Origin of the sequence: Streptomyces sp. ME19-01-6, from assembly GCF_033793745.1 — a bacterium.
Lineage (GTDB): Bacteria > Actinomycetota > Actinomycetes > Streptomycetales > Streptomycetaceae > Streptomyces.
This window is the reverse complement of the sequence record NZ_JARAXF010000027.1, coordinates 39,550-52,530: the sequence shown is the minus strand read 5'-3', so window position 1 is coordinate 52,530 and position 12,981 is coordinate 39,550. Positions and strand designations below refer to the sequence as shown.

Here is a 12,981-nt window from a genome sequence, read left to right as displayed (position 1 = left end):
GGCGACCGGGGCCGCCCCGGGGTTGACGGCCGGGTTGACGGCGAATCGGGCTCAAAGAGGCAGACGAGTGAGACGAATTGGCGGTCTTAGGCATGCCTAACCTAATCTCGGTCCGTGCACGAGAATGATCTAGACGAGGCATTCCGGCTGCCCAGCCTGCCCGCAGGGACGGCCACGCGGCTCCATCTCCTCGCCCTCAACCCCACCGACTCCGTCACCGAGGGCTTCCTCCCCGCCGCGGCCCGGCTCGGCCTCGCCGTCACCCTCCTCACCGACCAGCCGGACGCGCACCGGCGCGCCTACGACCGCTACGACCGCCACGCCTCGGCTGGCGGCGCGCTGCCAGAACTCGACATCGCGCACTGCGACGTACGGGACTTCCGCGAGGTCATCGGCCGTATCTCCGCCGACACCGCGAAGGCCGGCGCCCGGGTGGACCGCACCGCCGCGATCTTCACCAACAGCGACCACCTCCAGGTCCAAGCCGCCCTCGCCGCCGACTACTTCGGCCTGCCCGGCAAGGACTGGCGCGCCGCGCTGCGCACCAAGAACAAGGCCGAACTGCGCCGCAGCCTCGCCGCCGCCGGCGTCGACACCGTCTGGTGCGCCGAACTCGCCCCCGGCCAGGACCCCGCCGACCACCCCCGCCTCGCCGGCCCGGGCGTGCCCTACCCGTGTGTCCTCAAGCCGCGCGAGGGCGTGGCCAGCGAAGACGTCGTGCTCGTCGCCGACGCGCGCGAACTGGCCGAGCGCGTACGCGAGATACGCGCCCGGCGGCCCGAGGCGTACCTGGTGGTCGAGGAGTTCCTCGACGGCCCGCTGCAGACCCTGGAGACCATCGGGGACGGCCGTGCGCTGCACACCCTCGCCGCCTTCCGCACCGGCATCTCCCCGCCCCCGTACTTCGTCGAGGAGCGCCTCGAGCTGCTTCCCGCCCCGCCCGAGCCGCACACCGGCCAGGTGCTGGACCAGTTGCGGGCGCTGGGCGTGGGCTTCGGCGCCTGCCACACCGAGTACGTCGTCCAGGGCGACCGCGCCCGCATCATCGAGGTCAACTACCGCGCCATAGGCGACCAGTGCGACCTCGTACTCGCCGAACTCCTCGCCATCCCCCTCTTCGAACACATCCTCCGCACCCACCTCGGCGCCCCCCTCCCCGCCGACCTCGGCGCCCGTACCGACGGCCGGGTCCGCATGGAGTACGTGATGGCCGACCGCGCCGGCCGCCTGACCGACGCCCCCGCCGCGAGTGTCGGCGACCGCGACGGTGTACGGCTCGACTACCGCCCGCTGCGCGAAATCGGCGAGGAACACCCGCTCTACGGCACCAACCGCGACTTCCTCGGCGTGCTCCGCGCCACGGGGACCGACCAGCGGCGGATCGACCAGGCGGTGGCCGGGTTCCTGGCGGCCAACGAGTGGGTGATCGCGCCATGAGCCGCGCGGATGAGGAAGTGGCGGACACCCCAGACGCCTCGGACGCCTTCGAGGCGGAGCTGCTGGCGCGCGTGCTCGACGCGCTGCTGAGGGAGGACGCGTACGGCCTGCGCAGCCGCGCCCGGACCGTACGGCGCCGGGACGGCGAGTGGCTGCGGGTCGTCCTCACGGACGGCGCGGGAGTGCTGCTGCCGGTCGAGCCGGACGGCTTCCAGTGCGAGATCCGGGTCCGGCGGCCGGCGCGGTTGCTGGTGGAGGGGGAACCGGGCGGCAACGCGACGGCTCGCGCCGAGGGGTCTGCCGTGGCGCAGCTGTGGGCAGAGCCGCGCGGAGGGGCCGCGCCCGCCCCCCGCGGTGGCGGGCCGGTGTCGGCCGACGCCCCCGGCGGCGCGGCGCCCCGCGCCGCCGCCGGGCCTCCGGCCTGGCCCGCCCCCCGGCCCGCCACTCTGCCTGCCGCCGGGCCTGCCGCCGGGCCTGCCTCGGGACCTGCCGCTGGGCCCGACACCGAGCCTGCCGCCTTGCCCGGCACCCATCCCGCCTTCGCGCCGCCGCGAGTGGCCGAGACCGCGTCGTACTCCCCACCAGGCGGCGCAGCCCTCATCCCCCTCACCACCCTCGAGGCGATCCTCGCGCGCCTCCGTCACGCCGCCGACCCCGACGACCGGGGCCTCTACGACGCCTTCGTCGTCGAGTGCCGCCGCACGCTGGACGCCATGCGGCTGCACGCCCACATCCGCCCCCGCGTCGTGGAGCGGCTCATCGCCGCGTACGGCGGCGAGCCCGCCGAGCAGTGGGCGGGGGTGCGTGGCTCGCTCGCGTACGACACGCTGGCCGCCTTCCGCGACCACCCGGTCTATCCCACCGGCCGCGCCCGTCTCGCCCTGAGCGACGCCGAACAGCGCGCTCACGCACCCGAGTTCCACCCCTCCTTCCGCCTGCGCTGGGTCGCCCTCCCGCGCGAGGTGGTCGCCGGGGACCCGGCGCGGCTGCCCGCCTGGTGGCCCACGCCCGGGGCGCTCGGCCTGCCGTACGGCCACGGCCTGGACGACAGCCACCTGGCCTTCCCGGTCCATCCCCTGAGCGCGCCGCGCGCGCTGGCCGTGGCCCTGCGCGCCACCCGGCTCACGGACCGGGCCCACCTCGCCGACGCCCTGTGGCTCGACGTACGGCCCACGCTCTCCATGCGGACCGTCGCCGTCACCGACGACCCGCTCACCCACCTCAAACTGCCGCTCGCCACCGCCACCCTGGGCGCGCGCAACCGCCGCACCATCAAGCCCGGAACGCTCGCCGACGGCGACGCGGGGCAGCGGCTCACGGAGGCGGTGCTCGCGCGCGAACCGCGGCCGGACGAGGGCGTGCTGCTCGCCGACGAGGGCACGTATCTGCACGCCGGGCACGAGTTCCTGGCCACGCTCGTACGGCGCTACCCGCCCGGCCTCGACGGCTGCCAGGTCGTGCCCCTGGCGGCGCTCCTGAGCCCCGCGCCCGGCGACCCGCGCACCCTTGTCGCCGACGCCCTCGCCGCCCGCTACTACGGCGGTGACCTGTTCGCCCTCCTCGACGCCTACCTCACCCTGCTGTTCGACGTGCACACCACGCTCTTCGCGTACGGCGTCGCGCTGGAGACCCATCAGCAGAACACCTCCCTCGTCCTCGACACCGAGCACGGCCGCCCCCGGCTGCGGCTGCTGCTCAAGGACCACGACGGCCCGCGCGTCCACCCCGCCCGGCTGGCCGGCGCCGTCGGCGGGGACGAGGCCGCCCGCCTCCTGGGCGGATTCGACGACCGCAGGATCACGACCGACGGCGACGGCCCGGTCGCCGATGTCTTCGCCACCATTACCGTGCACCTGTGCGCCGGCGCCCTCGCCTTCGAGCTCGCCCGGCTCGGCCGGGCCCCGCTGGACACGCTGCTGCGGCTGATCCGCGACCGGCTCGCCGAGGCCATCGACCGGCTCGGGGACCACCGGCCCGGCGCGCCCGGCGCCGTGCTGCGCGCCCTCGTCCTGGACGCGGACCGGCTGCCGGTCAAGGCCATGGTCACCGCGGGCAGTCTGTTCACCAAGCAGCGCTCCGGCGCCGCCGACATCAACAAGCACTACGTCACCGGGCCCAACTACCTCCTCCCGGCCCACGGCCGATGAGCGCCGCACCCTCCTCCACCCCCGCCGGAGTCGCTTCATGACCACCTCCGTCTCCCCATCCGACACTGTCGCCGCCGTCCGTGCCGACGACGTCGTCGCCCACACCCTCCTCAACTGCCTGCTCCGCGAGGTGTCCGGACCGGAACACCAGACCGTCGTGGCCGACGGCCACCTGCGGCTGCGGCTGCCCCTCTGCGGCGTGCTGCTGCGCGTCGCGCTGCGCCGCACCTCCCTCATCGGCGCACACCGGTTCACCGGCCCGGTCACCGAGGAGCGGGACGGCGCGTGGGCCGAGATGTCCTGGCACACGCTCGCCGAGTACATCCACCGGGAGCTGCGGCTGCGCACCGGTGTGCGCAACGACGAGTTCCTGGAGCAGGTGGCCTCCAGCCACGGGGGCGTCACGGTGGCCCTGGAGAGCCTGGAGAGCCGCGGGCGTACGGCGGCCTCGCACCCCACCGCCGGCGACCCGCATCTGACCTACCTCGCCTCCGAACAGTCGCTGTTCTTCGGCCACCGCTTCCACCCCACCCCCAAGGCGCGCTCCGGCAGCGCCGACTCCTGGGCCCGCTTCGCCCCCGAGACCGGCGCCCGCTTCCCCCTCCACCACCTCGCCGTACGGCGAGCGCACGTACGCGAGGAGTCGGCGTCGGCCGGAGCCCTCGCGCCCCTCGACCGGCAGCGCCCCGTGCCCGACGGCTACCGCCTGCTGCCCGTGCACCCCTGGCAGTACGCCATGCTGCGCGACCACCCCGCGCTGCGGGCGGCGATCGCGCGCGGCGACGTACTGGACCTCGGCCCCGGCGGGCAGGACTTCGCGCCCACCGCGTCCGTCCGCACGCTCTACGACGGACGGGACTTCCTGAAATTCAGCCTCAACGTCCGGATCACCAACTGCCTGCGCAAGAACGCCGAGTACGAACTGTCCGGGGCGGTCGCCCTGACCCGGCTGCTGGAGCCGGTCGCCGCCGACCTGACCGCCCGCTTCCCGGGCGCGGCGCTGCTGCGCGAGCCCGCGTACCGCACGCTGGACCTCGGTGGCGAGCGGGAGCTGATCGAGGGCTTCGGGGTGATCGTGCGCGAAGGGCTCGCCGCCCGGCTGCGCCCCGGGCTCACCGGGCTGCTCGCGGCCGCCGTCGCCGACGAGTACCCGGCCCCCGGCGGGGCGCGGGTCGCCCAGCTCCTCGGCGACACCGGGCCCGGACACGCGCTCGCCTGGTGGGAGGCGTATCTGGCGCTGCTCGTGCCGCCCGTCCTGGCCGCCTACTTCGACCACGGCGTCGTCCTCGAACCCCATCTGCAGAACGTCGTCGTCGGCGTGGACCCCTCCGGCCTGCCGCGCCAGGTCCTCTTCCGCGACCTCGAAGGCACCAAGCTGCTGCCCGAACACCACGCGGCGGCACTCGCCGCGCTGCCCCCCGCCCTGGCCGGCCCCATGACGTACGACCGCGAGCGCGGCTGGGAGCGCGTCGTGTACTGCCTGCTGGTCAACCACCTCGCCGAGATGCTGGCCGCCCTCGCCGACCGCCACCCCCACCTGGAGCCCGAACTCTGGTCGGCGGTCCGCCGCGTCCTGGACGAGCGCGGCGCGGCACACGACGCCCCGCCCGCCCTCCGCGCCCTGATCGCGGGCGTCCCGCTGCCCGCCAAGGCCAACCTCCTCACCCGCTGGGCCCGCAAGGCCGACCGCCACGCGGGTTATGTCCGCATCGCCAGCCCGCTCGCCTCGGACCTGCTGTCCGAGGCGGCCTGCGTCGTAGCCCCGGGGAGCCCCCGATGACCACCACCAACACCACCACCACACCCCTCACCCCCCGCGTGGCCACCCTCGCCGACACCCTGCCCGCCGACGGCCTCCCCGCGTACCTCTACGACCTCACCGCCCTCGCCGACCACGCACAGGCCGTACGGGCCGCCCTGCCGCCCGCCGTCGAGCTGTACTACGCGGCGAAGGCGAACCCGGCCCCCGAGATCCTGCGCACCCTCGCCCCTCACATCACCGGCTACGAGGTCTCCTCCGGCGGCGAGTCGGCCCACGTCCGCGAGGCCGTCCCCGGACACCCGCTGGCCTTCGGAGGGCCGGGCAAGACCGAGGCCGAGCTGCGCCGCGCGCTGCGGCTGGGCGTGGAGCGCTTCCACGTCGAGAGCGAGCACGAGCTGCGTCAACTGGCCGCCCTCGCCCACGAAGAGGGCCGCACGGCCGACATCCTGCTCCGCGTCAACCTCCCCCTCACCGACGACGCCCTGGGCGCCGCCGCCCTCGCCATGGGAGGCCGCCCCAGCCCCTTCGGCCTCGACCCCGGCCACGTCGCGGAGCGCTGCCTCCCCCTGCTGACCCCGGGCGGCCCCCTCCGGCTGCGCGGCATCCACGCCCACCTCGCCAGTGGCCTCGACGCCCCCGCCCTCCTCGCGGTCGCCACTCGCGTCACCGACTGGACCCGCGCCCTCTCCGCCCGCCACGGCCTGCGGCTCACCGAGGTGAACGTCGGCGGTGGCATGGGCGTCGACTACGCCCGCCCCGACAACCGCTTCGACTGGGCCGCGTACGGCGAGGGGCTGGCCGACATCGCCGAGCGGAACCCGGAACTCACCCTGCGGATCGAGCCGGGCCGGGCGCTGACCGTCTACTGCGGCTGGTACGTCACCGAGGTCCTGGACCTCAAGCACAGCGGCGGCGAACCCTTCGCCGTCCTGCGCGGCGGCACCCACCACCTGCGCACCCCCGCCGCCAAGGGCCACGACCAGCCCTTCACCGTGCTCCCCACCGACATTTGGACCCGCCCGTGGCCGCGCCCCGGCGTACGGGACGAGCCGGTGACCCTGGTCGGCCAGCTGTGCACGCCGAAGGACGTCCTGGCGCGGCGGGCGCCGGTCACGGAGCTGAGGGTGGCGGACCGGGTGGCGTTCGCGATGGCCGGCGCGTACGCGTGGAACATCTCGCACCACGACTTCCTGATGCACCCGCGGCCCGGCTTCCACTACCTGGGCTGAGTCCTTCGCTCAGCCCTCTCGCCACGGGCGCAGCATGGCACGGAGTGCGAGGGTGTGCTGTTCGATGATGCGCATGCGGGCCTCCCACTCCGATCCTTGAGCGTGGAACGGATGTTGCGTGATCTGATCGGGGTGCTTGCGGTAGAGAAGGCCGACCTCGTCGTGGAACCATCCGTCGGCCAAGGTGTCGAGCCCGAGGAGCAGGCCGGTGTCGCCCGACGCCGGCAACGCCATCCACCCGCCGAGGGCCAGTAGGAGATCACGGCGGACGCAGAGCGTCGCGGGGTGGACCTGGGCCCGCTTGTTGACCTGCCAGTACTGCCAAACACTTCCAGCCGGGAGAATGCCCTTCTCAGGATCTCCCACAAAACCCACGGTCGACCCGTCCGGGAGGAGGTCCAGCGCGCGCGACGTCGTCCATCCCACCCTCGGATAACGGGTCAGGACGTCGATATCCCGGGCGAGCGCGCCTGGCGCAAGGCGGTCATCCGCATCGAAAACCTTGATGAACTCGCTTTCCCCGGACACGCAGCTGCGGGCGAGCGCCATCGTGCGTGCGACCTGAGGGCCACCGCGACGCGAAAAATCGATGGATATTCTGGGGTCGTCGCCAGGAAGGTGTGCGGCGGCGTCGACACCTTCGCCGTCTTCCTGTACCAACCACTCCCACTCCCAACTCTCGGGAAGCTCTTGCTGAGCGAGCGATGCGTATGCTTCCGGCAAAAGGGACACGGCGGGGCCGTGCACAGGAGTGACGAGGGAAACGAGGCGGCGGCTCACTGGTACTCCTCAAGGCTGCACTGACGCCACCCTTGATGGCGCAACGCCCAGGTTAGGCGTGGCCGATTCGCGGAGTGAGCCAGGTCGCGAACCGTTTCCCCAACTCCGCCTCGGCCGCTTCGACGACGGCGCCCGGGTCGTCCACCGGGGCCAGCCCGAAGTGCCGGTCCAGCCAGGCGACGTACTCCTCGCGCCCCGGGCTCGCCTCGCCGTCGCGGAAGGCGATACGGCCGCCGTCGTTCCACGGTTCGCCTTCAAGGGAAGCGAGGAATTGCAGGAATTCGCACAGATCGCGGGCGATGAGGTGGATCCCGTCCTCGCCGCCGAGCACGACGACGGGGAGAGTGGCCAGGTCGGTCCGGTCGTCGACGCGCCACAGGGCGTACAGCGAGCCGCTGCTGTTCGCCAGCGCGAAGGGAACCAAACGGTCGGCGAGCTCCGGGTTCTCCGGGGCCTCGCCGTACCCGTACTCCCCGTATTCCACCGCCAGCCCGAAGCCGGCCGCGTAGTCGTCGTCGAGGTTCTCCTCGAAATCCCACAGGAGATTCAGCTCATGGCAGGGTGAGTACACGGCCTCCGGGATCAGGGGATATATCCAGGTCGTAAATGCCTTTCCCAGCTCTGTGAGGGCCGCCTCGACGCTGTCGTACGCGTCGTCCAGCGGGGCCAGGCCGAAGTGCCGGTCCAGCCAGGCGATGTACTCGGCCCGGCAAGGGGTCGGCTCGCTGCGGCGGAAGCCGACACCACCCTCCCAGTCGCAGCAGGGCTCCTCTTCCAGCGATGCGAGGAATCGGAGGAATTCCCGCACATTGCGGGCGACGAGGTGGATTCCGCCTTCGTCGCCGAGCAGGGCGACGGGGAGGGTGGCCAGGTCGGCCCGGTCGTCGACGCGCCACAGGACGTACAGCGAGCCGCTGGCATTGGCCTCGGCGAAGAGGATCAAGCGGTCTTCGAGTTCCGGGTCCTTCAGGAACGTGTTGTCACGTCCGAACGTGTCGTCCAGCGAGAACCCGGCGGCGTACAAGTCGTCGACGCCGCCTTCGAATTCCGCGAGCAGGTTCAGTTCGGGGATCGGCGAGTACGTGTTCGTCATGAACCCTCACATGAACGACCCGTCGCGGTGTTCGCCACGGATTCTTGGTCAATGGGGAACCGTGACTCTACCCAAGAGGCCGCTCCGAACGCTGCTCTGAAGAGTCTGTCGTGTTTTCTTCAACTGCCGTACTGCTTGGTGTCCGGGTGCTCGATGAGCAGGATATGGGCGGTCTCCTCGGCGACGGGGCGGTGCCGCACGCCCCTGGGCACGACGAACAGCTCGCCGGCCTGCAACACCACCGGCTCCCGCCCCTCCAGCTGAATCTGCACACTGCCGTCCCAGCACAGGAACAACTCGTCCTCGTCGTGGTGGTGCCAGGGGAACTCGCCTTCCAGCCGAGCCAGGCGGACGACGGTGGTGTCGTTCACCATGGCCAGATTGCGCTGCTGGAAGGGCCCAGGGAGCGTGGCGATGGCCTCGGGCACCGATACCGCGGCAAGATCACGCAGGTTCTCACGTCGTGTGGTCATGCCACGATCCTCGCCGCCGTCATGCCCGGCTCACAGAGCCAATGCGCCACAATTGGTCCGTCCGGAGGGCCAATGTCCTCGGTCGCTCCTGAAGCGAAAGAACGCGCCCATGCCCATGAACCCGGCCGACCTGGCCGACCGCCTGGGCCGGTGGTCGGCCGGCCGCGGACCGCTGTACCTCCTGCTCGCCGCGCGGCTGAGGCGCCTTGTCGACGAGGGCGAACTGCGCCCCGGCACCGTGCTGCCACCCGACCGGGCCCTCGCCTCCGCGCTCGCGGTAGGGCGCGGGACCGTGGTCGCCGCGTACGAACAGCTGCGCACGGAGGGCCGGATCGTCCGGCGCCGAGGGAGCGGCACCCGCGTGGCCGGACCCTCGCGCCCCGGACCTCGGGAGACCACCGGGGCGCCGGTCTTCCTCCACCTGCTGGAGCCCCAGGCCGACGACGTGATCCTGCTGGCGTGCGCCGCACCCGCCGAGCCTCCGCCGATCCTGCTGACGGCCTACGAGCGGGCCCTGTCCCAGCTGGCCGCGGTCACGGGCGACATCGGGTACCACCCGTCGGGCCACCGGCACCTGCGTCGTGCCGTCGCCGACCACTACACCCGCCGCGGGGTACCGACCGACCCCGAGCAGGTCCTGGTCACCAACGGCGGCCAGCAGGCCCTCTCTCTGCTCGCCCGCGCCTTCGTCGAGCCGGGCGGCAGGGTGCTCGTCGAGGCGCCCACCTACCCCGGCGCGCTGGAGGCGTTCTACGAACAGGCCGTGGCACTGCGGACGCTCCCCACCGGCCTCGCCGGCTTCGAAGCGGCCGTCCGTACACCCTCCCGCCGCCCGGAGCTCGCCTACCTCGTGTCCACCCACCACAACCCCACCGGATCCGTACTGCCACCGCTGGCGCGCCGGAGGCTCGCGGTAGCGGCGGCCGCCGCCGGTGTGCCGCTCATCGACGACGAAGTCCTCGCCCACCTGGCCTTCCCCGGGCAGCGGACACCCCCTCCGCTCGCCGCGTACAGCGACACGGTCATCACGGTGGGCTCCCTCAGCAAGAGCGTCTGGGGCGGGCTGCGCATCGGCTGGATACGAGCCACCAGGCCCGTCATCGACCGCCTCGCCCGGCTGAGGGCGGTTCATGACCTCGGCGGGAACCTCCCCGCACAACTTGCCGCGGCAGAACTGCTGCCCCGCCTGGAAACCCTGTGCCAGGACCTGGCGGCAGACCGCCAGGCCCGCCATGACCACCTGCGCGCGGAACTGGCCCAACAGCTGCCGCAGTGGCAGGCCCCGCCGGTCACCGGTGGCCAGACGCTGTGGGTACGCCTCCCTCACGGCGACGGCGACTCCTTCGCACAGACGGCCCTCCGCCACGGCGTCGCCGTGCTGCCGGGCAGCGGACTGGATGCCTCCGGGGGCAGCAGCGAGTTCGTCCGCATCCACTTCCTCGCCGCCCCCGACACCCTGACCGAGGCAGTACGTCGGCTGGCGACGGCCTGGCAGGCGTACGGCAACGGCAACGGCCACGACCGAGGCAACCCGGCACCCCGATCGATGGCGGTGTGACGTCGGCACACCTCCTGTCTCCGCATTCCGGCCCACCGTGTCTGGAGGACCGGAGGGTGGCGATCTTGTCGGCGAGGACTCGGGCAGGGCCGGTAGGTTTGCCTGCATGTCCTCTGCACTTGTTGTCGGTTACGACCCGCAAGCAATACCTGGCGTGGACGGGGAAGCTCTTCGCGCGGCTCTTGATGCGGAGCTGGCCCGGTTCGGCGAGCACGGCATCGACGCGGCCATGACGCTGGTCGTGTTCGACGAATCGGCCGAGTCCACCCTCGTCGAGTCGCTGACCAGGCAGCCGTGGGATGTCGTGGTCGTCGGTGGCGGGATCCGCAAGGCCGAGCCGTTGCTTCCGCTCTTCGAGCAGGTCGTGAACCTGATCCGCCGCCATGCGCCCCAGGCCGCCATCGCGTTCAATACCAGTGGCGGGGACAGCGTCGAGGCGGCTCAGCGGTGGCTGTGAATTGTGCCCGTCCGATCATCCCCATGATCGAGTGGCCCACCGCTGTTGATGCCCTGTCTACAACGATACGGAGACGGCGTGTACAGCTTCTATGTGTTCGAAGGCTCATTTCACCAGGGCGGCGGCGGATGGGAGGACATTGAGGTCAGTCACAGCCTTCCCGCGATCCAGGAGGCTGCGGTGGACTACATTCGGCTCGGCAACTGGGCCGGGGCGACCGACGACTTTCTCGTCAGGGCTTACCAGGCCGGGCAGTTGGCGGTGGAGAAGGATCTCTACCCATTCCTCCAGGTCAAGGTCCCCGGACTCACCACGATCAGCTTCCGGAATGACGGGAAGCCTCAGGGAGGAGAGCCCGAGCCCGGAAGCGAGTACGAGGAGGAAAGAAGCGATTACGAGGCCGACGAGTGGATTGAGTTTTTTCTCACGAACGTCTTCCAGTCGGTCGCTGAGGAGGAGGCTGACGAGATCGAGGTGACGATCGACTGGGCACGCCTTGCGCTCCCCGAGCTGAGCCAGCCGCTACTTCCTGACGAGAAAGTCGTCTTTGTCCGGCAGGTCGAGGGAAACGAAAGGGCATGGGGAGAGGCCCTCGCGGTCGATGGCGATATCGACCCGGATGACGACCTTGAGGAACAGTTCGGGTACGGCCGTCACCTCACCTGCGGCTACAACTCCCTCTTCCTGTAATCAGGTCCGAGCCTGCCGGGATCCCCATCCACCGCTTCGGGGCCGTTCTGGAGTTGGTCAGCGATGGCATGGGCGATCGAGTCGGTGATCGAGTCGGGTTGCCATGCCCACTGTCCGTTGGGGTTGCACTCGAGGAAGTACCAGTCGCCGGCAGGCGTGACGGCGAAGTCGAACGCGCCGAAGGCGAGTCGGGAGGTGGTGAGGTAGGCGGACACCGAGCGCGCGACTCGGTCGGGGACGGCGATCGGCGTGCACTCCATCAAGGATTGCCGCTGCCGCCAGTCGAGATCGGGACTGTCGATCCGGACCGCGAACAGCCGGTTGCCAACAGCCGTGAGACGTACGTCGAACGCCTTCTCCACCTTGGCTTGGAACAGGTGCGGGCAGCTGGCCACGGCGGCGGTGATCTCGTGCGGGCGTACCTCCCGCACCCACACCTGTTGTGCTTGGCCGTCAACCGTGTAGGGGGTGTTCCACAACGGCTTGTAGACCACTCCGCCGGTCTGATGAGTAGCGAACTCCCGTGCCTCATCGGGATCGTTGGTGATCAGCGTGCTGGGGACCGAGAGGCCGCTACGCTGTGCGGTGGCGAGCTGGGCCGGTTTGTACTCCGCCGCCCGGTTGTTCCACGGGTGGTTGACGTAATGGGCTCCGGAGAGCGACGCCAGGATGCCGCCGACGCCCCACAGGGATTGCGAGGCCGCGAACCGGCGTTCCTGTCCGTCCAGTTCGGGCGGCCCATCGAAGGGTGAGGGGCGACGCGTCCAGACGGAGCGCACTTCGGTGAGGTCGAGCTCGCGGCTCGGCGTGCGCAAGGTGCCGCGCTGATCGCCCGTGCGGTACGTGGCGGTGAGCGCGGCACCTGTATGCAAGTCTGTGCCGGGGTCGAGACGGACCACCGGGACCTGGCGTTCCGCAAGGATTCGCAGTACCACGTCGGTCGTCACGTCGTGAGGGTTGGTCAGTACCAGCACCGACCCGCTCCGGCCTGTCGCCATCAGTGGTCGGTGTCGGAGTCCGAGGAGCTGTCGGAGTCGTAGCTGTCGGCGCTGCTGGTACTCGTGGAGTTCGAGGTGCTGCTGCTGGTTTGGTGATTGTGGAGTTCGACCGTGCGGCCGTGTTCGTCGATGACGACGGCGATCTGGGTTTCGGGGTCGATCACCGGGGTGCGCAGGGGAACGGTGCCGGTCTCGGCATACGGCGCCATGCGGGTGGTGCCCCAGGGTGCGCCGGGGTCTCGCGTTTCCATCGTTCGACTCCCTTGCTTCCGACTGTTCGTTCGGAAGATCCTTCCCCTGTTGGGAGGGTTTCAAGTCCGCCTCAGGCTGGCTTGCCGTCTGCAACTACTCTGTCCA

At 71.3% G+C, this 12,981-nt stretch carries 12 protein-coding genes; 7 read left to right on the top strand and 5 right to left on the bottom strand.

Going from position 1 to position 12,981, the window contains the following annotated elements:
• Window positions 1-156 precede the first annotated feature (156 nt).
• Genes PV419_RS39335 through PV419_RS39320 form a run of 4 tightly spaced genes read left to right on the top strand, consistent with a single transcriptional unit; the run spans window position 157 to window position 6,575 of the window.
• Window positions 157-1,437, top strand: a complete 1,281-nt coding sequence (locus PV419_RS39335; RefSeq protein ID WP_319697358.1) for an ATP-grasp domain-containing protein — start codon at window positions 157-159, stop codon at window positions 1,435-1,437.
• On the top strand, window positions 1,434-3,584 hold the full coding sequence (locus tag PV419_RS39330) for an IucA/IucC family protein (protein ID WP_319697253.1): 2,151 nt from the start codon (window positions 1,434-1,436) through the stop codon (window positions 3,582-3,584). The genes PV419_RS39335 and PV419_RS39330 overlap by 4 nt, the downstream gene beginning before the upstream one ends.
• Before the next feature lie 37 nt (window positions 3,585-3,621).
• On the top strand, window positions 3,622-5,364 hold the full coding sequence (locus PV419_RS39325) for an IucA/IucC family protein (RefSeq protein WP_319697251.1): 1,743 nt from the start codon (window positions 3,622-3,624) through the stop codon (window positions 5,362-5,364).
• On the top strand, window positions 5,361-6,575 hold the full coding sequence (locus tag PV419_RS39320) for a type III PLP-dependent enzyme (RefSeq protein ID WP_319697249.1): 1,215 nt from the start codon (window positions 5,361-5,363) through the stop codon (window positions 6,573-6,575). Before PV419_RS39325 ends, PV419_RS39320 begins: the two co-directional genes overlap by 4 nt.
• A gap of 9 nt (window positions 6,576-6,584) precedes the next feature.
• Here the strand turns inward: PV419_RS39320 and PV419_RS39315 are convergent, their stop codons facing one another.
• The 3 genes from PV419_RS39315 to PV419_RS39305 all read right to left on the bottom strand — a co-directional run bounded on the left by PV419_RS39315 (window position 6,585) and on the right by PV419_RS39305 (window position 8,921).
• Window positions 6,585-7,355, bottom strand: coding sequence for a glycosyltransferase family 2 protein (locus tag PV419_RS39315; RefSeq protein ID WP_319697248.1), 771 nt, complete (start codon window positions 7,353-7,355; stop codon window positions 6,585-6,587).
• 52 nt (window positions 7,356-7,407) lie between these two features.
• Entirely contained in the window at window positions 7,408-8,448 is a 1,041-nt protein-coding gene (locus PV419_RS39310; RefSeq protein ID WP_319697246.1) for a hypothetical protein, read from the bottom strand.
• A 119-nt stretch (window positions 8,449-8,567) separates the two neighbouring features.
• A complete protein-coding gene (locus tag PV419_RS39305) occupies window positions 8,568-8,921 on the bottom strand; it encodes a cupin domain-containing protein (RefSeq protein ID WP_319697244.1) in 354 nt (117 codons plus the stop codon).
• Window positions 8,922-9,030: 109 nt separating this feature from the next.
• On the opposite strand from PV419_RS39305, the gene PV419_RS39300 reads away from it, so the two are divergent.
• From PV419_RS39300 to PV419_RS39290, 3 genes are all read left to right on the top strand, one after another.
• Complete coding sequence (locus PV419_RS39300; RefSeq protein WP_319697242.1) at window positions 9,031-10,479, top strand: PLP-dependent aminotransferase family protein; 1,449 nt, start codon at window positions 9,031-9,033, stop codon at window positions 10,477-10,479.
• A 106-nt stretch (window positions 10,480-10,585) separates the two neighbouring features.
• Entirely contained in the window at window positions 10,586-10,936 is a 351-nt protein-coding gene (locus PV419_RS39295) for a hypothetical protein (RefSeq protein ID WP_319697241.1), read from the top strand.
• 78 nt (window positions 10,937-11,014) lie between these two features.
• Window positions 11,015-11,626, top strand: coding sequence for a hypothetical protein (locus tag PV419_RS39290; protein WP_319697239.1), 612 nt, complete (start codon window positions 11,015-11,017; stop codon window positions 11,624-11,626).
• On the opposite strand, the gene tgmB is transcribed toward PV419_RS39290, so the two are convergent.
• Together tgmB and tgmA are read right to left on the bottom strand one after the other, a co-directional pair.
• Entirely contained in the window at window positions 11,605-12,624 is a 1,020-nt protein-coding gene (tgmB, locus tag PV419_RS39285) for an ATP-grasp ribosomal peptide maturase (protein ID WP_319697238.1), read from the bottom strand. The two genes, PV419_RS39290 and tgmB, sit on opposite strands and share 22 nt — an antisense overlap.
• Window positions 12,624-12,875 carry a putative ATP-grasp-modified RiPP gene (gene tgmA, locus PV419_RS39280; RefSeq protein ID WP_319697236.1) on the bottom strand — a complete coding sequence of 84 codons (252 nt, stop codon included), beginning with the start codon at window positions 12,873-12,875 and terminating at the stop codon, window positions 12,624-12,626. The genes tgmB and tgmA overlap by 1 nt, the downstream gene beginning before the upstream one ends.
• Window positions 12,876-12,981: the final 106 nt, after the last annotated feature.